Consider the following 24,901-nt stretch of genomic DNA (forward strand, 5'->3'; position numbering starts at 1 on the left):
GGGAACGCGAAGGGCCCCGGTGACTCGCGTCACCGGAGGCCCCTCACGCTAGGCCCAAACCGGGCCCGCCGCAGGTCTCATCGAGCTACGGGTTCACGGTCACCAGGGTGCGCGCGGCCTCGGTCGACCCGTTGTTGAACGAGATGAGTCCGAGGTAGCGCTGCCCGGCGGTCAGCCCGCTCCAGCTCGCGGTCACCGTGACCGGCTGACCGATCTGGACCTGCTGCGAGGCCGGGGTGGCCGTGAGGTTGCCCGCCGGAGTCGAGCCCACGACGAAGCTGTGCAGCTTCACCGGGACGGTCGCGGGACCGGCGTAGTTGTCCACGATGACGGTGTACGTCCCCGCGGGCGGGTTCTGCAGCGTCACCGCCTCCTCCGAGGTGCCGCCGCCGCTGGTGCCGACGGTCTGCCCGTTCCGCTGGACGGTCAGGTCCAGGTCGGTGCCGGAGGTGTAGTCGCTGTCGAACGTCGCGAACCGCGCCACCTTGGTGCCGGCCGGGACGTTCACCGTGAACACCGCGTCGGTGGCCGTGGTGGCGTCCTTGGTCTGCACCGCGCTCGGCACGAGGCCGGCGGGAGCCGCGGTCATGGTGCCGGTGAACCCGGGCGTGACCTTGATCTCCTGCGAGCCGCTGGTGCCGGTGCCGGTGATCTCGGCCGGGGCCGAGGCCGCCACCGCGCGCACCGCGATCGGGCTGCGCACGGACTGGCCGCGGTTGCCCTCCCACGTCAGCGCACCGAACGACCACTGACCGAACGCCGCCGACGTGCGGGTCAGCGTCACCGTGAAGGTGCGCGACTGACCCGGCGGGACGGTGATCGAGCTCGGCGACACCGTCGCGGTGAAGCCGGCCGGCGCCTGCACCTTGGCGGTGTAGCGGGTGGCCTTCTTCTCCACGTTGGTGACCGTGCGGGTCACGGTCTGGCGACCGGCGAGGTCACCCACCGCGATGCTCGGGTAGTTCAGGTCGCTCGGGTCGGTGCTCCCGGCGGCCTCGCAGGTGCTGGCCTCGGTGACCAGCTGCAGCTGGCCGATGCCGCAGGCGTAGCGCAGCCAGTCGTTCCAGCCGGCGTCGTACACCAGGCCCGGGTTCATCGCCTGGGCAGGACGCACGTGGCCCGCGCCGTAGTCCAGCGGCGTCGCCGCGCGACCGGCCCGCTGGATCGGCTGACCGGTGTTGTCCAGCGTCGTCGCCGTGGTCATCAGCGCCGACTTGACCGCCGCCGGCGACCACGTCGGGTACTTCTGCATGACCAGCGCGGCGATGCCGGCGATGTGCGGCGTCGACATGGACGTGCCGGAGTAGGAGCCGAAGTTGTTGCCGTTGTTCCCCGGAGGGGCGACCGCCGCGATGACCGACGACCCCGGAGCGGTGATGTCGGGCTTGAGCAGGTCACCACCGCCGGCGAGCGCCGGACCGTAGGAGGAGAACCCGCTCATCTCCGGCGCGCGCACCGGCTTGGGGTCGACCGCCGAGATCGTGGCCGTCGCGCCGCTGGTCGCGGCGTAGGTCTTGATCGCGGCACCGCTGGTCGCGTCGACGTGGATCGACGGGACCGCGTGGTAGTCGGCGTCGAGCGACTGACCGGCGGCGGTGTTGGCCAGCACCATGCCGACGCCCCCGGCGTTCTTCACCGCGAGGCTCTTGTCGGTGCGGGCGTTGCCGCCGCGGTCGCAGATCACGATCTTGCCCTGGGCCTTGGCCGGGTCGAGCGCGGGCTGCACGCCGTTGCCGGCGTTGCCGTCCGCGTCGCTCTGGCACAGCCGCGCCGCGTCGGCGGGCGCACCCGCCGCGGCGACCGATGCCGCGGTGACCAGCGGGGCCGGGCCCACGCCCGGGCCGACGCCGACACCGTCGTACGTCTGGCCGTTGCCGAGCGTGATCGTCTTCTTGGCGCCGCGGTCGTGCGTCGAGGAGGCGACGGTCGTCGTCCACGGCGAGTTGTGCGCCACCGAGGAGGTGCCGACGGTGTCACCGGAGTTGCCGGCCGAGGTCGCGACGAACACACCCGCGTCCGCGGCCGAGAGGAAGGCGAGCTCGTCGGGGGTGACGACGTACTCGCGCGAACCGGAGATGGAGTAGTTGATGACGTCGACCCCGTCGCCGACCGCGGTGTCGATGGCGGCCACCAGGTCGCTCGTCGAGCCGCTGGCGGAGCCGTCGGGCGTCGCCCACAGCGCCTTGTACGCGGCGATGCGGGCCTGCGGCGCCATGCCGCTCATCGTGCCGACGTCGGTGCCGTCGATCGTGGCCTTCACGCCGTCGTTGCCGGCGGCGGTGCTGGCGGTGTGCGAGCCGTGGCCGTTGTAGTCGCGCGGCGACTTGAACTCGAACGGGTAGACCGTCGCGTTGTCGGCGAAGTACTGCGCGCCGATCAGCTTGTTGTTGCACTTCACCGGGGTGCCGCTGGTGCCCGGCTCGCACTTGCCCTTCCACTTGCTCGCGATGGTCGAGCGCTCGGTGGCGGACATCTCGGTCTCGGCGAACGCGGGGTTCTCGGGCCAGATGCCGGAGTCGATGACGCCGACGATCATGCCCGCGCCGGCCTGGTTGGGGCCGCCGAACTGCTTCTGCCAGACGCCGGTGGAGCCGTCGAGCCCGAGGAACCGCGGGGTGCTGACGGTGTCGGCCTTGCGCTTCTCGTCCTTCCAGACGCGCAGCACGTTGGGCGACTTCTCCAGCGCGTTGACCTGGCTCGCGGTGAGGTTGGCGGTGAAGCCGTTGAAGGAGACGCTGTACTGGTGGGTCAGCGCCGAGGTCGGAGCACCGACCGAGCGCAGCACCTGCGTCTGCTTGCCCTTGAGGTACCTGCCGTACGCGACGGCCGGCGCAGAGCTGCGCTGCACCTTCTTGCCGCGTGCGGGCTTGGTGGCGGCCAGCCCGGACTGACCGCCGGTGTAGCTGGCGATCGGGGCACCCGCGACCTGGACGACGTATCGCGCCTTGGGGCCGGAGTCGGACGGGGCGCCGGAGGCGGACGGGGCGCCTCCTGCGAGCGGAGCGACGGCCAGCGCCGCACTCGCCGCGCCGACCACCACCGCTCTGCGCGTGACGTACACAGACATGAACGAAACTCCTCGTGCAGGGAACGCCGCGCAAGAAGGTGTGCGGCGTGGGCACAAAGTAGGCGCAAATCAGCCACCGGCGGCGGCTACTCGTCAGTAGTTTCCGACCGTGTCGGACGTCCACCCCTGGGGGCACTTGTGGGGATCCCACCCTGCGGGTGAGGGTGGCCGCATGAGCGACGACACCCAGATCACCGTGGAACGCACCATCGATGCGCCGGCCAGCGAGATCTTCGACGTGCTGAGCAACCCCAAGCGCCACCCCCAGCTCGACGGCTCCGGCTTCGTGCGCAGCGAGGACCAGGGCGACCGCATCCAGCAGGTCGGCGACGTCTTCCGGATGAACATGGAGGGCGACCACATGGGCGGGGAGTACCAGACCGACAACACCGTCACCGGCTACGCCAAGGACAAGCTGCTCGCGTGGCAGACCGCCCCGGCCGACACCGACCCGCCCGGCTGGGAGTGGGTCTGGGAGCTGGAGCCGCAGGGCCCGGACAGCACGCTGGTGCGCCACACGTACGACTGGTCGAAGGTGACCGACACCGCTCTGCTGCAGAAGGTCGGTTTCCCGCTGGTCACCGAGGACCAGCTCGAGGACACCCTGGGCAAGCTCGCCGAGACGGTGTCGAGCTGACCATGGCTCGTCTGGAGGCGGTGCAGGGCGACATCACGCGCGAGCGCGTCGATGCGATCGTCAACGCCGCCAACAGCTCGCTGCTCGGTGGCGGCGGCGTCGACGGCGCCATCCACCGGGCAGCGGGCCCGGCTCTGCTGCAGGAGTGCCGCGCCGTGCGCCGCGACCGGCTCCCCGACGGGCTGCCGGTCGGCGACGCCGTCGCCACCGGGGCCGGCGATCTCCCCGCCCGCTGGGTGATCCACACCGTCGGCCCGAACCGCCGCGCGGGACAGACCGACCCGGCGCTGCTCGCCTCGGCCTACACCCGCTCGCTCGAGGTCGCCGACGAGGTGGGTGCGCGCACCGTCGCCTTCCCGGCGGTCAGCGCCGGCGTCTACGGCTGGGACCCGGGCGAGGTCGCCCGCATCGCGGTGGAGGCCACCCGCACGTCGCCGGTGACCGAGCGCCTCGAGCTCGTGCGGTTCGTGCTGTTCAGCGAGGACGTGCTCGAGGAGTTCCGTTCTGCCCTGGGCGATCTCGCCGATCAGTGACGGTCGGGTGAGACGTCCTCGTCGAGCCAGCCGTCGTGCTCCTCGGCGAGCGCGCCGAAGCGGGCCGCGAGCGCTCGCGCAGGCGCCCCCGTCGGGTCGTCGATGGTGTTGACCCCGACGTAGACCGCCCACTCGTGGTCCTCGGAGTCGTCCTCGCCGGAGAGCGCCTCGCGCACCACCCGCACCTCGGAGAACCCGTCGTCGTCGCGCAGGTCGTCGGCGACCGCCTCGGCGTCGTCGCGGCTCGGGAACACCAGCAGGAAGTCGACCACGCGACAAGGGTGCGACCTGCCCACCGGTGCGTCAATCGACCACACCCGTGTCGCCCTCGATTCACCCGCCGTGCGCCTGGGGCTCGGCGCAGGTTTGCCCGGGCTGCCTACCCTGCCGCGCGATGGCGGGGCGATTCGTGGCCGTAGGCGACTCCTTCACAGAGGGCGTCGGCGACAGCAACGTGTTGTATCCCAACGGAGTTCGCGGGTGGGCCGACCGGATGGCGCGGCAGCTGGGCCGGCACGACCCGGCGTGGGAGTACGCCAATCTCGCCATCCGCAGCAAGGTGCTCGACGAGGTGGTCACCGAGCAGCTGGACCGGGCGCTCGAGCTCGACCCCACGGTCGTGTCGTTCTACGCCGGCGGCAACGACATCCTCGCGCTGCGGGTCGACATGGACTCGGTGCTGCAGCGCTACGAGGCCGCCCTGACCAGGCTGGTCGGCAGCGGCGCCTGGGTGCTGGTCTTCACGACGTTCGACCTGAAGATGTCGGCGATGCTCGAGCCGTTGAAGCGCCGGATCCGCTTCTACAACAACGGTGTTCGGCACCTGGCCGCGCTGCACGGCGCGCAGCTGGTCGATCACACCCAGTGGCGGGAGTACGACGACCCACGCCTGTGGAGCCTCGACCGGATCCACATGTCGCGGCTGGGGCACAAGCGGCTCGCGGGCTACGTCTGCGACTCGATCGGGGTGCCGCACACGCTGAAGATCCCCGAGCTGCCCGACTGGGAGCCACGGCACTGGCGGCAGGTGGTGAAGGAGGAGCGGGTCTTCCTGCGCGACGAGGTGGTGCCGCTCGTGCGCCGCCGGATGAGCGGCGTGCGCGAGGGAGACACCCTGCAGCCGAAGTGGCCCGACCCCGTGCACCCTGCGGACGGGCTGAAGAAGCTCGCGCGCCAGCGGGCCGCCGAGGCCGACCGCGTCGCCCCCTGAGCAGCAGCCCCGCCAGGCAAGCCGATCGAGTGGCCCCGCGAGGGACGAGCGGGGCGTATCGAGATCGACGGCGGCACACATCGCACGACGGCGGACCACTTGTGATGTGGTCCGCCGTCGTACTTTCTGGTCCGCCGTCGTCGACGACGCCGGGAAGGTGAACCTGCCAGCCGCCGGTCAGCGGTGGTACGGGCCGCGAGGGGTCCAGGGCGCCAGCGCCGTGGACGTGGAGCGGCGCACCGGCCGCTCGCCCAGCCGCAGCGCGACGATCTGGCCGTCGGAGCCCGCGGCGAAGATGCGCCGGCCGGTCTGCTGCTCCAGCTGCTCGACCTGCTCGGTGAGCTCGCCGACGCGCGAGCGCAGCGCCTCGACCTGGTCCTGCAGCTCGAAGATCCGCCGTATGCCGGCGAGACTCACCCCGTCCTGCGACAGGCGCTGCACCTCGCTGAGCCGACGGATGTCGTGCGGGGAGTAGCGCCGGCCACCCCTCCCGTGCGGGAGGGGGTGACCAGGCCGAGACGGTCGTACTGCCGCAGGGTCTGGGCGTGCATCCCGGCCAGCTCGGCGGCGACCGAGATGACGTAGACGGGAGCGGTGTCGCCCGAACCCCGGGGGCTCATCGCGTGGCCTTCTCCAGCAGGTCGGACCGCGGGTCGAGCCCCTCCTGCTGCTCCTGGTCGCGCAGCGCCTCGACGGCCTTGGTGGCCTCGTCGGTGAGGCGCTGCGGCACCACGACCTGCACCTTGGCGAGCAGGTCGCCGGTGCCCTTGCCGGTCTTGATGCCGCGGCCCTTGACGCGCAGCACGCGACCGCTGGGGGTGCCGGGCGCGACGCGCACCTTGACGGGCTTGCCGTCGAGCGTCGGCACCTCCACGGTCGCTCCCAGCGCGGCCTCGGCGAAGGTGACCGGCAGGTCGACGGTGAGGTTGCGCCCGTCGCGGCCGAACACCGGGTGCGGCTCGACCGAGACGTGCAGGATCAGGTCGCCGGCCTTGGCGCCGGGCTGACCCGGCTCGCCCTTGCCGCGCAGCCGGACCTTCTGCCCGTCCTTGACGCCCGCCGGGATGCGCGCGGTGACGGTCTTGCCGTCGGAGTCGCGCAGCGTCACGGTGTCGCCGGACGCGGCCTGGCGGAACGACAGCGAGGCGTTGGCCTCGACGTCGCGGCCGGGTCGCGGGCCGGCGGGGGCGCCGTACTCGGAGTAGCCGCCGTAGTCGGAGTAGCCACCGCGGCCGCCGCCGAACGCCCCGCCGAACGGCGAGCCGCCCTGGCCGCCGAGGCCGGACAGCAGGTCCTCCAGGCTGATGCCCTCGGCACCGCCACCGGTGGAGTAGCGCACGCGGGTGCCGCCCGGGCCACCCGGACCGCCGGCACCGAAGGCGCTGAAGATGTCCTCGAAGCCACCGGCGCCGCCGCCACCGCCGGGCCCGCCGGCACCCGCGGTGAACCGGGCACCGCCGCGGACCATCTGGCGTACGGCGTCGTACTCCTGGCGCTTCTCGGGGTCGGACAGGACCGCGTTGGCCTCGCCGATCTCCTTGAACTTCTGCTCGGCCGCGGCGTCACCCGGGTTCTTGTCGGGGTGCCACTTGCGGGCCAGCTTGCGGTAGGCCTTCTTGATGTCGCTCTCGGACGCGTCCTGCGGGACGCCGAGAACGGAGTAGAAGTCCTTCTCGAACCAGTCTTGACTCGCCATCACACCTCCTTTGCCGGATGGCTGGTCGGTCTTCTCGTGGGCATCAGGCCGGGTCGGCCACGCTCACCCGCGCAGCGCGGACGACGCGGTCGCCGATCTTGTAGCCCGGCTGCATGACCTGCACGACCGTGGTGCCCTCGCTGCCCTCGGGCAGGTCGGCCTGCACGTGCATGAGCGCCTCGTGCAGCGTCGGGTCGAACGCCTCGCCCTTGGCGCCGATGCTCTGCACGCCGAAGCGGGTGAGCGTCGACTCGAGCTTGTCGGCGATCTTCGCGAAGGGCGTGCCCTCGGCCAGGTCGCCGTGCTCGCGCGCGAGGTGGATGTCGTCCATCACCGGCAGCAGCGCCTCGACCACCGAGCCGATCGCGGCGTCGCGGTCCTTGGGCCGCTCCCGCTTCATCAGCTCGCGGTAGTTGTGGAAGGCCGCCTTCTCGCGCAGCAGCTGGTCCTGCAGCTCGGCGGCGCGCTCGTCGGCACCGCCCTCGTTCTGTACGTCGGTCTCGCCCTGGGCGGGACCGCTCCCCGGGCGCCGTCCGGCGCCTCGGGCTGGGGGTGGAGCCGGGGGCCTGCTGACCGGTCGGGTCGACCGGCTGCTCTGGCCCGGGCTCGGGGTTCTGCTGGCTCACAGCCGAATCTCCTTCTGCCGCACCGCTGTCGCGCACCTTCCCAGTCTGCGGGTCGATGCGGCGCTTGTCGCGGATGACGGGGCGGCCGTCGTCCTCCGCCGGCTCCTGGGAGCCGGCGGAGGAGTAGGCGTCGGTCACTTCTTGTCGGCCTCGTCGTCGTCGATGACCTCGGCGTCGACCACGTCGTCGTCGGACGAGGCGCTCGAGCCGGCGTCGTCGGCGTCGGCCGCGCCGGACGTACCGCCCGCGGGCTGGCCGTCGGCCTGGCCCTCGGACTGCGCGTAGACCGCGGCCCCCATCTTCTGGGAGGCGTCGGACAGCGCCGTCGCCTTGGCCTGGATCTGGTCGGCCGGGGTGCTCTCGTCCTTGAGGGCGTCCTTCAGCTCCTGGATCGCGTTCTCGACCTCGGTCTTGTTCTCGGCCGGGACCTTGTCGCCGCTGTCGGAGAGGAACTTCTCGGTGGAGTAGACCAGCTGCTCCGCGGTGTTGCGGGCCTCGGTCTCCTCACGCCGCTTCTTGTCCTCGGCCGCGTGCTCCTCGGCCTCGCGCACCATGCGCTCGATGTCCTCCTTGGGGAGGGCCGAGCCGCCGGTGATCTGGATCGAGGCCTCCTTGTTGGTGCCGCGGTCCTTGGCCGACACGTGCACGATGCCGTTGGCGTCGATGTCGAAGGTGACCTCGATCTGCGGCACGCCACGCGGGGCCGGCGCGATGCCGGACAGCTCGAAGTTGCCGAGCAGCTTGTTGGCCTTGGCGATCTCGCGCTCGCCCTGGAACACCTGGATGTCGACCGACGGCTGGTTGTCCTCGGCGGTCGAGAAGACCTCCGAGCGCTTGGTCGGGATCGCGGTGTTGCGCTCGATGAGCTTGGTGAAGATGCCGCCCTTGGTCTCGATGCCGAGGCTCAGCGGCGTGACGTCGATGAGCAGGACGTCCTTCTTGTCACCGGTGAGCACGCCGGCCTGCAGCGCGGCGCCCACGGCCACGACCTCGTCGGCGTTGACGCCCTTGTTGGGCTCCTTGCCGGTGAGGTCCTTCACGACCTGGGCGACGGCGGGCATGCGGGTCGAGCCGCCGACGAGGACCACGTGGTCGATGTCGGAGACCTTGATGCCGGCGTCCTGGATCACCTGCTCGAAGGGCTTCTTGGTGCGCTCGAGCAGGTCCTTGGTGAGCTGCTGCTCGAACTGCGCGCGCGAGATGCTCTCGTCGAGGTGGATCGGGCCGTTCTCGCCCATCGAGAGGTACTGCAGCGAGACGTTGGTGGTCGTCGCGCTGGACAGCTCCTTCTTGGCCTGCTCCGCGGCGTCGCGCAGACGCTGCATGGCGATCTTGTCCTTGGACAGGTCGACGCCGGTGGAGTTCTTCACCTGGCGCAGCAGGTGGTCGACGACCGCCTGGTCCCAGTCGTCACCGCCGAGCTTGTTGTCACCGTTGGTGGCACGCACCTGGATGGTGGAGAAGCCGTCCTCGGGGTCCTTGCCGACCTCGAGCAGCGAGACGTCGAACGTGCCGCCACCCAGGTCGAAGACGAGGATGAGCTCGTCCTCCTTGCCCTTGTCGAGGCCGTACGCCAGCGCGGCCGCGGTGGGCTCGTTGATGATGCGCAGGACGTTGAGGCCCGCGATCTCACCGGCCTCCTTGGTGGCCTGCCGCTCGGCGTCGTCGAAGTACGCCGGCACGGTGATGACGGCGTCGGTCACCGGCTCGTTGAGGAAGGCCTCGGCGTCCTGCTTCAGCTTCTGCAGGATGCGGGCGGAGATCTCCTGGGCGGTGTACTTCTTGCCGTCGATCTCGGTGCTCCAGTCGGTGCCCATGTGGCGCTTGACGGAGCGGATGGTCCGGTCGACGTTGGTGACGGCCTGGCGCTTGGCGATCTCGCCGACCAGCACGTCGTTGTTCTTCCCGAAGGCCACGACGGAGGGCGTGGTACGTCCGCCCTCGGCGTTGGCGATGATCTCCGGGTCGTTGCCGTCGAGGAAGGCGACGGCCGAGTTGGTGGTGCCGAGGTCGATACCTACCGCACGTCCCATGTGTGTTGACTCCTCGTGAGTTCGGGGTGCGGCACCGGGTGCGGCGCCGCGTCTGACTAGGTCTGACTCAACTCCTGGCCGCCCGAGCCTGTCAAGATCGGACTCCGCAAAGTTGCGTTCACTAGGCTCAACCTTGGGACGGGGGTTCTGTTCCGGGTCACCCGGGTTGCGCGACGTGATCTGCGTCACACGCTACGCGCGGGGCGGCGGGCGCGGTCGGTTGCCGCCGTGATCGCTGCGCGAGCGCGTCGAGTGGTCACTCGTTGTCGGTACGCACGCGCCGGCACCCGCATCGAGTGACCACTCGGCGGGTGCCGGTCGGCGGGCGGTCGGGCGTCAGCCCGTGAGGTCGCGTGGGCGCAGGTCGAGGCGGCGCAGCAGCTGGGCGTTCAGCGCGACGACGACGGTGGAGGCCGACATCAGGATCGCGCCGACCGACATCGGCATCGTGATGCCCACGGGCGCCAGCACCCCGGCGGCCAGCGGCACCGCGACGAGGTTGTAGCCGGCGCCCCACACGAGGTTCTGCACGCTCTTGGCGTACGTCGCCTGGGACAGCTCCATCACCGACACCACGGAGCGCGGGTCGTCGGAGGCCAGGATGATCCCGGCCGAGCCGATCGCCACGTCAGTGCCGGCGCCGATTGCGATGCCGACGTCGGCGGTGGCCAGGGCGGGGGCGTCGTTGACGCCGTCGCCGACCATCGCGACCTTGCGCCCCTCGCCCTGCAGCTCGGCGACGGACGAGGCCTTGTCCTCCGGGCGTACACCGGCGTAGAAGCGGTCGATGCCCAGCTCCTCGGCGACGGCCGCGGCCACGGGCTCGGCGTCGCCGGTGATCATCACGACCTGGACGTCGCGGTCGTGCAGCCGCTCCACCGCGGCGCGCGACTCGGCGCGGATCTCGTCGGCGAGCCGCAGCGCGCCGGCGATGCGCCCGTCGACCGCGACGTGCAGCACGATCGCGCCCTCGGACTTCCACGGGTCGGTGGCAGCCAGCTCCTCGCCACCGACCTCGCGCACCATCGCCGGGCCGCCGACGCGCACCTCACGCCCGTCGACGGTCGCGGTGACACCCACCGCCGGCGCCGAGGTGAAGTCGGTCGCGCGAGGCACCTGCAGGTCACGCTCCTGCGCGGCGCGGACGATCGCCCGGGCCAGCGGGTGCTCCGAATCTGCTTCTGCCGCAGCGGAGTACGCCAGCAGCTGCTCCTCGTCGAGCCCGGACTCCGCGGTCGGCGACACGGCGGTGACGGCCGGGCGGCCCTTGGTGAGCGTGCCGGTCTTGTCGAAGATCACGGTGTCGACCGTGCGCATCGACTCCATCTCGAGGCGGCTCTTCACGAGGATGCCGGCGCTCGCGGCGCGCTCGGTGGCGATCGAGACCACGAGCGGGATGGCGAGACCCAGGGCGTGGGGGCAGGCGATGACCAGCACGGTGATCGCGCGGGTCACCGCGTCCTCCGGGGTGCCGACGACCGTCCACACCGTCGCGGTGATCAGGGCGGCGCCGAGCGCGAACCAGAAGAGCCAGCCCGCGGCCCGGTCGGCGAGGCGCTGAGCGCGGCTGGCCGACCCCTGCGCCTCGGCCACGAGGCGCTGGATGCCGGCGAGCGCGGTCTCGTCGCCGGTCGCGGCGACCTCGACGCGCAGACCCGAGTCGGTCGCGACGGTGCCGGCGACGACCTGGTCACCCGGCCCACGGCGTACGGGCTTGGACTCGCCCGTGATCATCGACTCGTCGAGCGAGGCGCTGCCGTCGATCACCTTGCCGTCAGCGGGAACTCGGCCGCCGGGGCGCACGAGCACGACGTCGCCCACGCGCAGGTCGGCGGGCGCGACGCTGACCACCTGGTCGCCCTCGACGCGCTCGGCCTCGTCGGGCAGCAGGGCCGCGAGCGAGTCGAGCGCCGAGGTGGTCTGGGCCAGCGAACGCATCTCGATCCAGTGGCCGAGCAGCATGATCACGACCAGCAGCGCCAGCTCCCACCAGAAGTCGAGGTCGTGCGGCAGCAGGCCGAGCGTCGCGCCCCACGAGGCGACGAACGCGACGGTGAGCGCGAGCGCGACGAGGAGCATCATCCCGGGCCGGCGGGCGCGGATCTCGTCGACGGCGCCGGTGAGGAACGGGCGGCCGAACCAGACGTACAGGATCGTGCCGAGCACCGGCGACACCCACGACAGGCCGGGCACGTCGGGCAGCGAGTAGCCGAGCAGGTCGGCGAACATCCCCGACAGCAGCACGGTCGGCACCGCGAGGATCAGCGACCCCCAGAAGAGCCGGCGGAACATCGCGACGTGGTCGCCGTGCCCGCCGTGGCCTCCCCCGTGGCCCTGGTGGCCACTCTGCTGACCCTCGCCCCCGCCGTCGTGGCCCGCGTGCTGGGCGTGGTCGTGCTCCTGGTGCTCGACGTGCTCCCCGGTGTGCTCTCGCATAGCCCATGTATACCCCCTAGGGGTATTACTGGCAAGCGGGGCTCAGCGGTCTCGCCCTGTCCGCTTGTGCTCCTACGGTCCGGCCATGGAGCAGCGCTCGATCCGCATCCGCGGAGCCCGCACGAACAATCTCGACGGCCTCGACCTCGACCTGCCGCGCAGCACCCTGGTCACCGTGGTCGGCGTCTCCGGCTCGGGGAAGTCCTCGCTGGTCTTCGACACGATCGCCGCCGAGGCGGGGCACCAGGTCAACGAGACCTATCCGCCGTTCACCCGCAACCGCCTACCCCGCTGGACCCGCCCGGACGTCGAGCGGCTCGACGGGCTGTCCCCCGTGGTCGTGATCGACCAGCGGCGACTCGGCGGCAACGCCCGATCCACGGTCGGCACCATCACCGACGCGTGGACCTATCTGCGGCTGCTGTTCTCGCGGGTGGCACAGCCGTACGTCGGGGAGTCGAACCACTTCTCCTTCAACGACCCGCTGGGCATGTGCCCGACGTGCTCGGGCCTCGGCGAGGTGGTGGTCCCGGCGGTCGAGGAGTTCCTCGACCTCGACCGCAGCCTGGCGGGTGGTGCGATCCGGCTGCCGGGGTTCGGGAACGGCGGGTACTGGTTCCGGCAGTACGCCGACATCGGCTCGTTCGACGCCAGCACCCCGCTGCGGGAATGGACTCCGGCCGAGCGCGAGGCGCTGCTGCACGGCGGGCCGGCCGCAGCCCGGTTGGGCACTCGACCACCCGCCGACTACGAGGGCGTCGTCGAGCGGTTCGAGCGGATCTACCTGCACACCTCCGACACGGTCTCGGACCGCAAGCGCGAGACGATCGAGCGCTTCACCCGCTCGCAGACCTGCCCCGACTGCGGTGGTGAGCGGCTCAACCCCGACAGCCGTGCGGCGAGGTTGCTCGACCGGACCATCGGCGAGATGTCGCGCCTGGAGGTCACCGAGCTGCTGGACGTCGTTCGTGCCGTTGACGATCCGACCGTCGCGCCGGTCGTCGCCGAGCTCTCCGAGCGGCTCGGGGCGATGGTCACGATCGGCCTCGGCTACCTGCACCTGGGACGGGCGACGAGCACTCTCTCCGGCGGTGAGGCGCAGCGGATCAAGACCGTGAAGCACCTCGGGTCGAGCCTGATCGAGATGCTGTACGTCTTCGACGAGCCCACCGTCGGGCTGCACCCGCACGACGTCGGATCGATGGTGGAGCTGCTCACCCGGCTGCGCGACAAGGGCAACAGCGTGCTCGTGGTCGAGCACGACCCCGCCGTCATGGCCGCCTCCGACCAGGTGGTCGAGATCGGACCGGGCGCCGGCGGCGAGGAGGTCGGCTCGTCTTCCAGGGCACGTACGCCGAGCTCACCACCGCAGACACCCCCACCGGCGACGCCCTGTCGACCCAGCAGCCGCTCACCACCGACCCGCGCGAACCCACCGGCTGGCTGCGGGTCGACGACGCCACCCGCAACAACCTCGACCACGTCACGGTCGACGTGCCCTGCGGGGTGCTGACCGTGCTCACGGGCGTGGCCGGTTCCGGAAAGTCAAGCCTCGCAATGGAACTCGTCGGGCAGCATGGCGCGATCGTCGTCGACCAGAAGGCCGTGGCGACGAGCCGGCGTTCGACGCCGACGACGTACACCGGGATCGCGGCGCCGATCCGTCGACTGTTCGCGAAGACCAACGGGGTGCCAGCCTCGCTGTTCAGCGCCAACTCCGACGGTGCCTGCCCGGACTGTCGCGGCCTGGGCGTGCGATACACCGACCTGGCGTTCATGGACGGGCAGGAGACGGTGTGCGAGACCTGCCACGGGCGACGCTTCAAGAACGAGGTGCTGCAGCACACGGTCGACGGCCTGAGCATCGCCGACCTCGACGACCTGCCGATCACCGAAGCGCTGAAACGCTTGGACGACAAGGCCGTTCGGCGTGGGTTGGAGCACCTCGACGCGGTGGGCCTGGGATACCTACGGCTCGGGCAGTCGCTCAGCACCTTGTCGGGCGGCGAGGCGCAGCGGGTCAAGATCGCCAAGGAGCTGCGCGAGACCACCGTGCCGACGACGTACGTCCTCGACGAGCCGACCACCGGCCTGCACCTGCGCGACATCGGCACGCTGCTCGGCGTGCTCGACGCGCTGCTGGACCAGGGGCACACGGTCGTGGTCATCGAGCACAACCTCGACGTGATCCGCCGAGCCGACTGGGTGATCGACCTCGGACCGGGTCCGGGGCGGCACGGCGGCCGGGTGCTGTTCGAGGGGCCCGTCGCGCAGCTGCGCAGGACCGTCACGGCCGAGGCGCTCGGGCTGGGCAGCTGAGGCTGAACCGAGCCCACAGCCCCCATGAAGCCGGGTTAGGTGCGTTTGACCCTGATGCATTGAGGTCAAACGCACGTAACCCGGTTTCATGCTCGGGAGATGGCCTTGGCCCGGTTGCGGGGTGGGGTCGATCGGGGCTCGTGCGGGGCGATCCGGTCGCGGGTGCGGTATTGGTTGAGCATGGCCCCGGCCGCGACCACGCCACCCACCCCAGTCCCCGCCCCGTGGGTGCTGCACGTGGACATGGACCAGTTCCTCGCCGCCGTCGAGCTGCTGCGGCGGCCCGAGCTCGTCGGGCTCCCGGTCGTGGTGGGCGGACGGGGCGACCCCACCGAGCGGGCCGTGGTGTCGACGGCGTCGTACGAGGCGCGCGCGTTCGGCATCCGCTCCGGGATGCCGCTGAAGCTGGCGGTGCGCAAGTGCCCCGACGCGGTCTTCCTACCGGTCGACTTCCCGGTCTACGAGGCGGCGTCGCAGCAGGTCATGGCCACCCTGCGAGCCTTCCCCGGCGCGGTCGTCGAGCTGCTCGGCTGGGACGAGGCGTTCGTCGGCGTGACCACCGCCGACCCGGTCGCGACCGCGCGCGAGATCCAGGCCGCCGTGCTCGCCGCGACCGACCTGCACTGCTCCGTCGGCATCGGCGACACCACGGTGCGCGCGAAGAACGCGACCGACTTCGGGAAGCCGCGAGGGACGTACCTGCTCACCCGGGACAACTGGCTCGAGGTGATGGGCGAGAAGCCGACCAAGGCGCTGTGGGGCATCGGCAACCGCATCGCCGAACGCCTGACGACGCTCGGGATCCGCACGGTCGCCGAGCTCGCCGCCGCCCCCGACGAACCGCTCGTCGCGGAGTTCGGCCCGTCGACCGGACCGCACATCGGCCGCCTCGGACGGGGCGAGGGCAGGGCCACCGTGGACGACACCCCGTGGGTTCCGCGGGCGCACGGCCACGAGACGACCTACCAGCACAACCTCACCGACCCGGCCGAGATCGCTTCTGCCATAAGGGAACTCGCCGACCAGTGCGTCGCCGACATCCGCCGCGAGGGCCGTCCGTGCCAGCGCGTGCACCTCAAGGTGCGGTTCGCGCCGTTCTTCACCGTGACCCGCGTGCGCAAGCTGCCCGACCCGACGTACGACGTCGCCACCATCACCGACACCGCCCTGGCACTCCTGGGCGGGCTCGGCGACGAGCGACCGATCCGGCTGCTCGGCGTGCGCGCCGAGATGGTGCCGCCGGAGGGTGGGTACGACGTGCGCGGGCACGGCCGCCCGGCCGCGCCCTGAGGAGGGCGCGACGCACGACGCTGGCCCTCAGAGCACCAGCGCCAGCAGCAGCACGAACGGCAGCGACACCAGCGACCCCAGGCTGGTCGCGACGGTGAGCGTCTTGAGCGCCCCCTGCGTCGAGAGGCCCAGCAGCGACTTGAACATCCAGAAGAAGTTGCTGTTGACGTGCAGCGCGAACATCGCACCCGAGGCGATCGCCAGGCAGATGACCACCGGAGCCACGCCGGTCGAGGCGACGACGGGCGCGATGATGCCGCCGGCCGTGATGGCCCCGACCGACACCGACCCGATCGCGAAGTGCAGCACCGCCGCGATCAGCCACGCCAGCACCACGCTCACCAGCACGGGCGCGCCCGCGTCGGCGGAGAACAGCCCGGCCAGCGTCTTGTCCAGGCCGGTCGCCTTGATGACCGCGCCGAGCGAGCCGCCGATGCCGGTGATCAGCAGGATCTCGCCGGTGGTGCGGAAGCCGCGCGCGAGCGCGTCCTCGGTGCGGTTGGTGCCGAGCACGCGCCGCCCGGTGACGAACGCGATCAGCAGCCCGACGAACAGCGCGAGGTTCGCGTCGCCGACGAACGCGATGAACGGGTTGGAGAAGCCGAGCAGGTCGGCGAACGCCCCGAACGCGATGAGCACCAGCGGCACCAGGATCGGCAGCAGCCGCACGAGCAGCGGCAGCCGCAGCGCCTTCTCGGGCACGTTGTCGAGGTCGTCCTCGTCCGGTACGTCCGTCGCGCCTGCCGCAGCGCCCGCACCTGCCGCACCCGCCGCGGTGGCACCGCCCGCACCTGCCGCAGCGCCCGCACCGGCCGCAGCCGACCCCGTCGCCGAGCCCGCGGCCATGGCCTCGTGCTGGGCGACGTACGCCGCGTGCTCGGGGTGGTCGGGGTGCTCGACCTCGTTCACGTCGATGTCGGTCGCCGGGTTCCACAGGCCCATGCGCAGCAGCTGGCGGAACAGGAACGTCACGATCAGCGCGGTCGCGAGCCCGAGCGGGGCGCCGTAGAGCAGGTAGGTGCCGAGCGGCACCTTGATCAGCCCGGCGACCGCGACCGCGGCGAGGCCGGGCACGACGAAGACGTAGCCGGCGAAGATGCCGACGCCGAGCGCCCCGGCGAGCCAGGGCAGACCGTTCTTGCGGTCGACGACCTGCGCGGACTGCCGGGCCATCGGGGCGGAGAGCACGACCTGCACGTCGACGTAGATCGAGGGGAAGATCGTCGCGAGCGCCGCGCTGATGGCGTAGGGCAGTCGGCCGCCGACGCGCCGCGCGATGACCTCGACCAGCGCCGCGAACGTGCCGGTCGCCTGCAGCAGCGACCCGATGAGCACGCCGAACCCGATGAGCAGACCGACCTCGGCCATGATCTCGCCGAACCCGCCGGTGATCTCCTCGAGCGTCTTGGCGAAGCCGACGCCCGCCGCGAGCCCCAGGTAGAGCGCCGAGATGATCAGCGAGATCACCGGGTCGACCTTGAAGCGGATGATCAGCAGGATCGCCACCAGGATCGCGATCGCGGTGTGCAGCATCTCCACGGTGGGCTCCATCGACGCCGTGATTTCAGAAACCACCGAGCGTACTGGCGCGCCCGGCCCCCGGACGCAGGATGACCGCGGCTCGACACGGCATCGGCCCCCTCGCTATTATCGCCGCATGACGATGATTCAGCCGAGCGCGACCGAGCGGGCCACCGAGCCGCTCGAGACCGTCGCGCCGCTCGACGAGCGCGCCGCTGCCGTCTCCGCAGCCGCGATGTTCCGCAGCATGGGAGACCCGGCACGCCTCGCGATCCTGCGCCACCTGCTGATCCGCGAGCACCGGGTCGTCGAGCTGATCGAGCACCTCGGGCTGGCTCAGTCGACCGTCTCGCAGCACCTGGCCTGCCTGCGCGAGTGCGGCCTGGTGACCTATCGGCCGGTCGGGCGCGCGTCGGCGTACTCCGTGACGCAGCCCGAGCTGGTGACCGCGTTCTTCGCCGCGGCCGAGCAGCTGCTGGAGTCGACCTCCGACGCGGCGCAGGCCTGCTCCACGGCGGGGGTGCGCTGATGGGCGCCGGGCACTCCCACGGCGGCGGCGCCGCCGGTCACGCGGGCGGTCGGCACCGCTGGCGGCTCGCGGTCGCGTTCGGCCTGGTCGCCTCGTTCTTCCTCGTCGAGCTGATCGCCGGTCTGATCTCCGGGTCGCTGGCGCTGCTGTCCGACGCCGGTCACATGGCCGCCGACGTGGTCGCCCTCGGCGCCGCACTCACCGCCACCCGCATCGCGACCCGCAAGGACACCACCGGCCGGCGCACCTACGGCTCCTACCGCGCCGAGGTCTTCGCCTCGGGCCTGACCGTGCTGATCATGCTGGCCGTCGCGACGTACGTGACGGTCTCGGCGATCAGCCGCATCGGCGGCTCGCCCGAGGTCGCCACCGGCCCGATGTTCATCGTCGGCGGCATCGGCCTCATCATCAACATCGTCGCGCTCCTGCTGCTGCGCAGCGGCGCCTCGGAGAGCATCAACGTCAAGGGCGCCTACCTCGAAGTCATGGCCGACACCCTCGGCTCGGTCGGGGTCATGGTCGCCGGCGTGCTCATCATGATCACCGGCGACGCCATCTGGGACACCGTGATCGCCCTCGCCATCGCGATCTTCGTCGCGGTCCGCGCGATCATGCTGGCCCGCGAGGTGCTCACCGTGCTCGGCCAGCACGCCCCGGCCGGCATCGACCCGGTCGAGGTCGAGACCAAGCTCGCGGCGATCCCCGGCGTGCGCGAGGTGCACGACCTGCACCTGTGGACCCTGACCTCGGGCATGAACGTCGCCACCGCGCACCTGGTCTCCGACGACCCCAGCCAGACCACCGCGCTGCTGGAGCAGGCGCAGAACCTGCTGCGCACCGACTTCAAGGTCGAGCACGCGACGCTGCAGGTCGAGCAGGACCCGACCCGCTGCGCCGAGGTGAGCTGGTAGTCCGAACCGGCCGATCCCGTACGCCCTCCCCGGCTCTTCCGGTAGTCTCATTTTCGGGGAGAGTCGCCACGTAGCGCCGCACCTGTTGCATAGAGTTCTCATTCGTGACGCAAGTGAGGATCAAGCAGGCTGCGGCTCTGCTGGGGGTCAGCGACGACACCGTGCGCCGGTGGTGCGACGCCGGCCGGCTGGAGTCGACCACCGACTCCGCCGGTCGGCGGGTGATCGACGGGACTGCGCTGGCGGCGTTCGCCCAAGGGCTCGCCGCCGGCGCCGACTCCCCGCGCGGCCCACGCCGTCGTCGGCCCGCAACCGGATGCCGGGCCTGGTCACGCGCGTCGTGCGCGACACGGTGATGGCGCAGGTGGAGCTGCAGTGCGGCCCGTTCCGCGTCGTGTCGCTGATGAGCCGTGAGGCGGCCGACGAGCTGGGGCTGGAGCCCGGCGCGCTCGCGATCGCGACGGTGAAGTCGACCAACGTCGTCGTCGAGACCGAGGAGGCCGGGGCATGAGCAGCACGTCGAGGATCGCGTCGAGGAGAGCGGCCCCGGCCGCGGTTGCCGCCCTGATCACCGTGGCCGGCTGCGGCAACGGCACCGGGGAGGGCGCCGGCGAGAACGCCGGCTCCGCCGCGCCGGGTGCCGGGTCGGGGGCCGCGTCGAGCGGGCGGGTGACCGGCACGATCACGGTGATGGCGGCGGCGTCGCTCAAGGAGTCGTTCACCTCGCTGGCCCGCACCTTCGAGCAGCAGCACCCGGGCACCAAGGTGGTGCTGAGCTTCGGTCCGAGCAGCGGTCTGGCGGGGCAGATCACCCAGGGCGCGCCGGCCGACGTGTTCGCCTCGGCGAGCCGCAAGAACATGGACCAGGTGACGCAGGCGGGCGACGCCGCCTCGCCCACGACCTTCGCCCGCAACCAGCTCACGATCGTCACCCCGGCGAGCAACCCCGCGAAGGTGCGCGGGCTGAGCGACCTGACGAAGCCGTCGGTCAAGACCGCGGTCTGCCAGGCTCAGGTGCCGTGCGGGGTGGTGGCCGCGACGGTGTTCCGCAACGCCGGGGTCACGGTCAAGCCGGTCACCCAGGAGGTCGACGTCAAGGCCGTGCTGTCGAAGGTCACGCTCGGCGAGGTCGACGCGGGCCTGGTCTACGTCACCGACGCCAAGGCCGCGGGCACCAAGGTCGCCCAGGTCGCGATCCCCGCCGACGACAACGCCTCGACCGACTACCCCATCGCGCCGCTCACCGGCAGCAAGAACCCCGCCACCGCCAAGGCGTTCGTCGACCTGGTCCTGTCCCAGACCGGGCGCCAGGTGCTCACCGGCGCGGGGTTCGCTGCGCCATCCTGATGCCGTGAGCCTCCCCGACGTACGCCCTCGCCGGGCGCGGTCGAGAGCGCCCTGGCCCCTGGGGGTGCCGGCGCTGCTGGCCACCCTGCTGCTCCTGCTCCCGCTGCTCGCGATGCTGCTGCGGGCGCCGTGGACCGACCTGCCGCGGCTGCTGGCCCAGCCCGAGGTGCGCACGGCGCTGCGTCTGTCGCTGCTGTGCGCGACCGCGGCGACCGCCATCTCGCTCGTGCTGGGCGTGCCGCTGGCCTGGGTGCTGGCGCGCTCGCAGGCCCGGGGCATCCCGCTGCTGCGCGCGCTGGTGACGGTGCCGCTGGTGCTGCCGCCGGTCGTGGGCGGCATAGCGCTGCTGCTGGCGTTCGGGCGCGAGGGCGTGGTCGGTCGGTGGCTGGACCAGTGGTTCGGGGTGAGCCTGCCGTTCACGACGACCGGGGTGATCGTGGCCGAGACGTTCGTGGCGATGCCGTTCCTCGTGGTGAGCGTCGAGGGGGCACTGCGGGCGGCTGGTGAGGACCTGGAGGAGGCCGCCGCGACGCTGGGCGCCTCGCGTGCGCGAGCGTTCCGGCTGGTCACGCTGCCGCACGTGCTGCCCGCGCTGGTCGCCGGGGCGGTGCTGTGCTGGGCGCGGGCGCTGGGCGAGTTCGGCGCGACGATCACCTTCGCCGGCAGCTTCCCGGGGACGACGCAGACCATGCCACTCGCGGCCTACCTCGCGCTGCAGACCGACCCCGACGCGGCGGTGGCGCTGTCGCTGGTGCTGCTGACGGTCTGCCTGCTGGTGCTCGTCGGGCTGCGCGAGCGCTGGTGGCCGCACGGGAGCGACGCGTGAGCGAGGTCGGCAGCCTGCGCGGGGTGGCCGGTGCCGGGAGCTTCCGGCTCGAGATCGATCTGACGCTGCGGGCCGGTGAGGTGGTCGCGGTGCTCGGCCCCAACGGCGCCGGCAAGTCGACCCTGCTGCGCACGCTCGCGGGGCTGAACCCGTTGCGCTCCGGGCAGGTCCGTCTCGGCGGCACGCTGCTCGACGACGCCGAGGCCGACGTGCTCGTGCCGCCCGAGCGCCGCGAGGTGGGCCTGGTCTTCCAGAGTTATCGCCTGTTCCCCCACCTCAGCGTGACCGACAACGTCGGGTTCTCCTGGCGGGCGCGCGGTGCGAGCAAGGCGCAGGCGCGCGAGCGGGCCGCCCCGTGGGTGCGGCGGCTGGCGCTGGAGGAGCTCGCCGACCGCAAGCCGCGGCAGCTGTCCGGTGGGCAGTCGCAACGGGTCGCGATCGCGCGGGCGCTCGCGTCGGAGCCACAGCTGCTGCTGCTCGACGAGCCGCTGGCCGCGCTCGACCCGCGGTCGCGCACCGAGATCCGCTCGTCGCTGCGCCAGCACCTCGCGGAGTTCCCCGGCGCGGTGCTCATGGTGACCCACGACCCGGTCGACGCCATGGTGATGGCCGATCGGTTGCTGGTCATCGAGCAGGGCCGCGTGGTCCAGGACGGCTCCCCGGTGGAGGTCGCGCGGCGGCCGCGGACGGCGTACGTCGCTCGGCTGGTCGGCCTGAATCTCTATGCGGGACAGCACGACTCGCACACCGGTTCGGTCGCGCTGGAGGGCGGCGGCCGCCTGGTCGCGACGACCGAGGACGAGCCGCTGCACGGGGAGCACGTGCTCGTCACGCTGCGACCCGCGGCCATCGGCGTGCACCGCGAGCGCCCCTCGGGCAGCCCGCGCAACTCCTGGCCGGCGAGGGTCGAGGGACTGGAGCAGCTGGGCGACCGCGTACGGCTGGCGACCAGCGGCGAGCCACCCGCCGTCGTCGACCTCACGCCCGACGCGGTGGCCGAGCTGGGCCTGCAGGTCGGCGACTCGGTGTGGCTCGCCGCGAAGGCCACCGAGGTGCTGGCCTACCCCGATACCGCCCAGGCAGAACAGCCCCCGTCGCCGGCGGTCTCGGAGTAGCCGGCGGCACTGAGCCGGGCCGCCGGCCACGCCCGGGCCGCCGGCCACGCCCGGGCCGCCGGCGACGCCCGGGGGACCTCGGAGCCGGCCTTAATCTGGGGCACGTGGTGCGCCACCCCGGCCCGGCCCACGGGACGCCCCACCCGCGACTGGCGCACGAGGCGCCCCAGAGTAAAGCCGTCCCGATGCGTCCTCCCGGGCCAACCGATCAGATACCGACCGTTCGCCGCCGGGGAGCCGGTCTCGGCGCCGGTCCGCGGCCCGGCGCGCGGCGGCCCGGCCCGAGCGGGCACGCTGGCCTCATGCGCCTGCCGATCCCTGACGACGTCCTCGCCGCTGCCGAGCGCCTCGACGGCGTCGCGCACCGCACGCCCGTGCTCACCTCGACCCGGCTCGACGAGGCGCTCGGCCTGCAGGTCTTCCTCAAGTGCGAGAGCTTCCAGCGCATGGGGGCGTTCAAGTTCCGCGGCGCCTACAACACGCTGGTGCAGCTGACGTCGGAGCAGCGCAGGGCCGGGGTCGTCGCCTACTCCTCCGGCAACCACGCCCAGGCCGTCGCCCTCGCCGCGCGGCTGCTCGACATGCCGGCCACCATCGTCATGCCCACCGACGCGCCACGGATCAAGCACGAGGCGACGCTGGGCTACGGCGCCGAGGTGGTGCAGTACGACCGGCACACCGAGTCGCGCGAGGAGATCGGCCGGGCGATCGCCGCGGAGCGTGGCGCGGTCGTCGTGCCGCCGTTCGACCACCCCGACATCGTCGCCGGTCAGGGCACCGCCGCGCTCGAGCTGCTGCAGGACGTCGGCCCGCTCGACGCGCTCGTCGCGCCGATGGGTGGCGGCGGGTTGGTGACCGGATCTGCGCTGGCCGCAAGGCTTCTGGCGCCCGACGCGCAGATCTTCGGCGTCGAGCCCGCCGCCGGCGACGACGCCCGGCGCTCCCTCGAGTCCGGCGAGATCGTGCGCATCGACACCCCGCGCACCATCGCCGACGGGGCACAGACGCAGGCGCTCGGCGAGGTGACGTTCGCCCTCGCACGCCAGCTGCTGACCGCGGTCTGGACGGCGACCGACGACCAGCTCGTGGCGTCGATGCGCACCCTCGCGAGCACGCTGAAGATCGTCGCCGAGCCGACCGCGGCCCTCGGCCTCGCCGGGCTCACCGAGCACCGCGACGAGCTCGCCGGCCGACGCGTCGGCGTCATCGTCTCCGGCGGGAACGTCGACCTGGGCCGCTTCGCCGAGCTGGTCGGGGGTGCGGCATGAGCGGGTCGGAGGGCCGTCCGCCGCAGGCCCAGCACCCGCACGAGCCGCACGACGCGGCGTTCGCGACCCGGCTCAACTGGCTGCGCGCGGGCGTGCTCGGCGCCAACGACGGCATCGTGTCGATCGCCGGCATCGTGGTCGGGGTCGCGGGTGCCACCACCGACCGCTCGGCCATCCTGATCGCCGGGGTCGCGGGCGTCGTGGCGGGCGCGATGAGCATGGCGGTCGGCGAGTACGTCTCGGTCAGCACCCAGCGCGACAGCGAGAAGGCGATGCTCGCCCTGGAGCGCCGCGAGCTGCGCGAGATGCCCGCTGAGGAGCTCGACGAGCTCACCGCGCTCTACGTCGACAAGGGCATCGAGCCCGCGCTCGCCCGCGAGGTGGCCGAGCAGCTGACCGCCAAGGACGCCCTGCGCGCGCACGCCGACATCGAGCTCGGCATCGACCCCGACGAGCTGGCCAACCCGTGGCACGCGGCGGGCGCGTCGTTCGTGTCGTTCCTCGTCGGTGCGCTGCTGCCGATGATCGCGATCCTGCTGCCGGGGCCGACCTGGCGGGTGCCGGTGACGTTCGTCGCGGTCCTCGTCGCGCTGGCCCTCACCGGCCGGATCAGCGCCCGCCTCGGCCAGGCCCCCAGCCTCCCCGCGGTGCGACGCAACATGGTGGGCGGCGCGCTCGCCATGGCACTGACGTACGCCATCGGCACCGCGGTCGGCGTCGGCGTCTGACGGGCGGCCGACGGCGGGCGTACGTTGGTCGCATGGCCGAGAGTCCCGTCACCGTCACGCGGGAGGGCGCCGTCGCCCGCGTCACCCTCACCAACCCCAAGAGGCGCAACTCGCTGTCGGAGGACACGCTGCGCCGGCTGCTCGCCGCGCTCGACGAGGTGGCCGCGAGCGACGCGACCGGCGTCGTGCTGCAGGCCGAGGGGCCGGTCTTCTCCGCGGGGCACGACTTCGCCGACGTGGCCGCGCGCGACATGGTCGGGGTGCGCGACCTGCTGGCGCTGTGCCAGTCGGTGATGGAGCGGATGCACACGATGCCGCAGGTCGTGGTGGCGCGCGTGCACGCGCTCGCGACCGCGGCCGGCTGCCAGCTCGTGGCCTCCGCCGACCTCGCCGTCGCCGCCGACACAGCGGGCTTCGCGCTGCCCGGCGGCAAGGGCGGCTGGTTCTGCCACACCCCGGCCGTGCCGGTCGCGCGGGCGATCGGGCGCAAGCGGCTGATGGAGATGGCCCTCACCGGCGACGTCGTCGACGCGAAGACAGCGCTCGACTGGGGCCTGGTCAACCAGGTCGTCCCCGAGGGCGAGCTCGACGCGGCGGTCGACGACCTGCTCGCGCGCGCGACCCACGGCAGCGCCGCCTCGAAGGCGTGGGGCAAGCGTGTGCTCTACGCCCAGCTCGACCGACCCGAGTCCGACGCGTACGCCGTCGCCGCCGAGGCGATGGCCGCCGCCTCGCAGACAGGCGGCGCCAAGGAGGGCATGAGCGCCTTCCTCGAGAAGCGCAGACCCTCCTGGACCGACTGACGCAGG

General features: G+C 72.2%; 21 protein-coding genes and 2 pseudogenes. 15 read left to right on the top strand and 8 right to left on the bottom strand.

Annotation, left to right across the window (positions count from 1 at the left end):
• Positions 1-85: 85 nt before the first annotated feature.
• Positions 86-3,067 carry a S8 family serine peptidase gene (locus QUE40_RS15750; RefSeq protein ID WP_211344607.1) on the bottom strand — a complete coding sequence of 994 codons (2,982 nt, stop codon included), beginning with the start codon at positions 3,065-3,067 and terminating at the stop codon, positions 86-88.
• Between the two features lie 172 nt (positions 3,068-3,239).
• Here QUE40_RS15750 and QUE40_RS15755 point away from each other — a divergent pair, with 172 nt between their 5' ends.
• Positions 3,240-3,704 carry an SRPBCC family protein gene (locus tag QUE40_RS15755; protein WP_142006844.1) on the top strand — a complete coding sequence of 155 codons (465 nt, stop codon included), beginning with the start codon at positions 3,240-3,242 and terminating at the stop codon, positions 3,702-3,704.
• A gap of 2 nt (positions 3,705-3,706) precedes the next feature.
• The gene (locus QUE40_RS15760; RefSeq protein ID WP_142006846.1) at positions 3,707-4,237 is read left to right on the top strand and encodes an O-acetyl-ADP-ribose deacetylase; all 531 of its coding nucleotides are present in this window, start codon (positions 3,707-3,709) and stop codon (positions 4,235-4,237) included.
• Here the strand turns inward: QUE40_RS15760 and QUE40_RS15765 are convergent.
• The gene (locus QUE40_RS15765) at positions 4,231-4,509 is read right to left on the bottom strand and encodes a hypothetical protein (RefSeq protein ID WP_142006848.1); all 279 of its coding nucleotides are present in this window, start codon (positions 4,507-4,509) and stop codon (positions 4,231-4,233) included. The genes QUE40_RS15760 and QUE40_RS15765 overlap by 7 nt on opposite strands.
• A 122-nt stretch (positions 4,510-4,631) precedes the next feature.
• Here QUE40_RS15765 and QUE40_RS15770 point away from each other — a divergent pair, with 122 nt between their 5' ends.
• Entirely contained in the window at positions 4,632-5,447 is an 816-nt protein-coding gene (locus QUE40_RS15770; RefSeq protein WP_289231545.1) for an SGNH/GDSL hydrolase family protein, read from the top strand.
• Positions 5,448-5,624: 177 nt separating this feature from the next.
• Here the strand turns inward: QUE40_RS15770 and QUE40_RS15775 are convergent.
• From QUE40_RS15775 to QUE40_RS15795, 5 genes and pseudogenes are all read right to left on the bottom strand, one after another.
• Positions 5,625-6,067, bottom strand: a pseudogene (locus QUE40_RS15775) (heat shock protein transcriptional repressor HspR).
• Positions 6,064-7,143 (bottom strand): DnaJ C-terminal domain-containing protein, encoded by a 1,080-nt coding sequence (locus tag QUE40_RS15780; RefSeq protein WP_142006854.1) that lies wholly within the window; start codon positions 7,141-7,143, stop codon positions 6,064-6,066. The pseudogene QUE40_RS15775 and the gene QUE40_RS15780 overlap by 4 nt, the downstream one beginning before the upstream one ends.
• A 43-nt stretch (positions 7,144-7,186) precedes the next feature.
• The gene (locus QUE40_RS15785) at positions 7,187-7,597 is read right to left on the bottom strand and encodes a nucleotide exchange factor GrpE (RefSeq protein ID WP_350227168.1); all 411 of its coding nucleotides are present in this window, start codon (positions 7,595-7,597) and stop codon (positions 7,187-7,189) included.
• Positions 7,598-7,903: 306 nt separating this feature from the next.
• Positions 7,904-9,802 (bottom strand): molecular chaperone DnaK, encoded by a 1,899-nt coding sequence (gene dnaK, locus QUE40_RS15790; RefSeq protein WP_142006859.1) that lies wholly within the window; start codon positions 9,800-9,802, stop codon positions 7,904-7,906.
• Between the two features lie 336 nt (positions 9,803-10,138).
• Positions 10,139-12,238 (bottom strand): heavy metal translocating P-type ATPase, encoded by a 2,100-nt coding sequence (locus QUE40_RS15795; protein ID WP_289231546.1) that lies wholly within the window; start codon positions 12,236-12,238, stop codon positions 10,139-10,141.
• Between the two features lie 85 nt (positions 12,239-12,323).
• Between QUE40_RS15795 and QUE40_RS15800 the strand changes: the two genes are divergently transcribed.
• From QUE40_RS15800 to QUE40_RS15810, 3 genes are all read left to right on the top strand, one after another.
• Positions 12,324-13,751, top strand: coding sequence for an excinuclease ABC subunit UvrA (locus QUE40_RS15800; RefSeq protein ID WP_289231547.1), 1,428 nt, complete (start codon positions 12,324-12,326; stop codon positions 13,749-13,751).
• A 14-nt stretch (positions 13,752-13,765) separates the two neighbouring features.
• Positions 13,766-14,557 carry an ATP-binding cassette domain-containing protein gene (locus QUE40_RS15805; RefSeq protein ID WP_289233107.1) on the top strand — a complete coding sequence of 264 codons (792 nt, stop codon included), beginning with the start codon at positions 13,766-13,768 and terminating at the stop codon, positions 14,555-14,557.
• Positions 14,558-14,737: 180 nt separating this feature from the next.
• Positions 14,738-15,847, top strand: a complete 1,110-nt coding sequence (locus tag QUE40_RS15810) for a DNA polymerase IV (protein ID WP_289233108.1) — start codon at positions 14,738-14,740, stop codon at positions 15,845-15,847.
• Positions 15,848-15,874: 27 nt separating this feature from the next.
• Here QUE40_RS15810 and QUE40_RS15815 read toward each other — a convergent pair whose 3' ends face one another.
• Positions 15,875-17,386 (bottom strand): GntP family permease, encoded by a 1,512-nt coding sequence (locus tag QUE40_RS15815; protein WP_289231548.1) that lies wholly within the window; start codon positions 17,384-17,386, stop codon positions 15,875-15,877.
• A 118-nt stretch (positions 17,387-17,504) separates the two neighbouring features.
• Here QUE40_RS15815 and QUE40_RS15820 point away from each other — a divergent pair, with 118 nt between their 5' ends.
• The 9 genes and pseudogenes from QUE40_RS15820 (at position 17,505) to QUE40_RS15860 (ending at position 24,895) form a co-directional block, all read left to right on the top strand.
• The gene (locus tag QUE40_RS15820) at positions 17,505-17,897 is read left to right on the top strand and encodes an ArsR/SmtB family transcription factor (protein ID WP_142006870.1); all 393 of its coding nucleotides are present in this window, start codon (positions 17,505-17,507) and stop codon (positions 17,895-17,897) included.
• Positions 17,897-18,808 carry a cation diffusion facilitator family transporter gene (locus QUE40_RS15825; protein ID WP_142006872.1) on the top strand — a complete coding sequence of 304 codons (912 nt, stop codon included), beginning with the start codon at positions 17,897-17,899 and terminating at the stop codon, positions 18,806-18,808. Before QUE40_RS15820 ends, QUE40_RS15825 begins: the two co-directional genes overlap by 1 nt.
• Positions 18,809-18,912: 104 nt before the next feature.
• A pseudogene (locus QUE40_RS15830) lies at positions 18,913-19,319 on the top strand (TOBE domain-containing protein).
• Positions 19,316-20,155 (top strand): molybdate ABC transporter substrate-binding protein, encoded by an 840-nt coding sequence (gene modA, locus QUE40_RS15835; protein WP_289231549.1) that lies wholly within the window; start codon positions 19,316-19,318, stop codon positions 20,153-20,155. The pseudogene QUE40_RS15830 and the gene modA overlap by 4 nt, the downstream one beginning before the upstream one ends.
• A 4-nt stretch (positions 20,156-20,159) precedes the next feature.
• On the top strand, positions 20,160-20,981 hold the full coding sequence (locus QUE40_RS15840; RefSeq protein WP_236022403.1) for an ABC transporter permease: 822 nt from the start codon (positions 20,160-20,162) through the stop codon (positions 20,979-20,981).
• The gene (locus QUE40_RS15845; RefSeq protein WP_289231550.1) at positions 20,978-22,096 is read left to right on the top strand and encodes an ABC transporter ATP-binding protein; all 1,119 of its coding nucleotides are present in this window, start codon (positions 20,978-20,980) and stop codon (positions 22,094-22,096) included. The genes QUE40_RS15840 and QUE40_RS15845 overlap by 4 nt, the downstream gene beginning before the upstream one ends.
• 302 nt (positions 22,097-22,398) lie before the next feature.
• Positions 22,399-23,364 carry a threo-3-hydroxy-L-aspartate ammonia-lyase gene (locus QUE40_RS15850; protein ID WP_142006879.1) on the top strand — a complete coding sequence of 322 codons (966 nt, stop codon included), beginning with the start codon at positions 22,399-22,401 and terminating at the stop codon, positions 23,362-23,364.
• A complete protein-coding gene (locus QUE40_RS15855; RefSeq protein ID WP_142006881.1) occupies positions 23,361-24,092 on the top strand; it encodes a VIT1/CCC1 transporter family protein in 732 nt (243 codons plus the stop codon). The genes QUE40_RS15850 and QUE40_RS15855 overlap by 4 nt, the downstream gene beginning before the upstream one ends.
• Positions 24,093-24,124: 32 nt before the next feature.
• Positions 24,125-24,895, top strand: a complete 771-nt coding sequence (locus QUE40_RS15860; RefSeq protein WP_289231551.1) for an enoyl-CoA hydratase-related protein — start codon at positions 24,125-24,127, stop codon at positions 24,893-24,895.
• Positions 24,896-24,901 lie beyond the last annotated feature (6 nt).

This window comes from Barrientosiimonas endolithica (assembly GCF_030296655.1).
Taxonomy (GTDB): Bacteria; Actinomycetota; Actinomycetes; order Actinomycetales; family Dermatophilaceae; genus Barrientosiimonas; species Barrientosiimonas humi.

What these genes read in the sequence shown, in the direction of transcription:
- QUE40_RS15810 (WP_289233108.1), top strand. Translation starts at nt 14,738, where the DNA reads ATGGCCCCGGCCGCGACCACGCCACCCACCCCAGTCCCCGCCCCGTGG.
- dnaK (WP_142006859.1), bottom strand. Translation starts at nt 9,802, where the DNA reads ATGGGACGTGCGGTAGGTATCGACCTCGGCACCACCAACTCGGCCGTC.
- QUE40_RS15755 (WP_142006844.1), top strand. Translation starts at nt 3,240, where the DNA reads ATGAGCGACGACACCCAGATCACCGTGGAACGCACCATCGATGCGCCG.
- QUE40_RS15800 (WP_289231547.1), top strand. Translation starts at nt 12,324, where the DNA reads ATGGAGCAGCGCTCGATCCGCATCCGCGGAGCCCGCACGAACAATCTC.
- QUE40_RS15855 (WP_142006881.1), top strand. Translation starts at nt 23,361, where the DNA reads ATGAGCGGGTCGGAGGGCCGTCCGCCGCAGGCCCAGCACCCGCACGAG.
- QUE40_RS15860 (WP_289231551.1), top strand. Translation starts at nt 24,125, where the DNA reads ATGGCCGAGAGTCCCGTCACCGTCACGCGGGAGGGCGCCGTCGCCCGC.
- QUE40_RS15770 (WP_289231545.1), top strand. Translation starts at nt 4,632, where the DNA reads ATGGCGGGGCGATTCGTGGCCGTAGGCGACTCCTTCACAGAGGGCGTC.
- QUE40_RS15760 (WP_142006846.1), top strand. Translation starts at nt 3,707, where the DNA reads ATGGCTCGTCTGGAGGCGGTGCAGGGCGACATCACGCGCGAGCGCGTC.
- QUE40_RS15780 (WP_142006854.1), bottom strand. Translation starts at nt 7,143, where the DNA reads ATGGCGAGTCAAGACTGGTTCGAGAAGGACTTCTACTCCGTTCTCGGC.
- QUE40_RS15825 (WP_142006872.1), top strand. Translation starts at nt 17,897, where the DNA reads ATGGGCGCCGGGCACTCCCACGGCGGCGGCGCCGCCGGTCACGCGGGC.
- modA (WP_289231549.1), top strand. Translation starts at nt 19,316, where the DNA reads ATGAGCAGCACGTCGAGGATCGCGTCGAGGAGAGCGGCCCCGGCCGCG.
- QUE40_RS15850 (WP_142006879.1), top strand. Translation starts at nt 22,399, where the DNA reads ATGCGCCTGCCGATCCCTGACGACGTCCTCGCCGCTGCCGAGCGCCTC.
- QUE40_RS15795 (WP_289231546.1), bottom strand. Translation starts at nt 12,238, where the DNA reads ATGCGAGAGCACACCGGGGAGCACGTCGAGCACCAGGAGCACGACCAC.
- QUE40_RS15750 (WP_211344607.1), bottom strand. Translation starts at nt 3,067, where the DNA reads ATGTCTGTGTACGTCACGCGCAGAGCGGTGGTGGTCGGCGCGGCGAGT.
- QUE40_RS15820 (WP_142006870.1), top strand. Translation starts at nt 17,505, where the DNA reads ATGACGATGATTCAGCCGAGCGCGACCGAGCGGGCCACCGAGCCGCTC.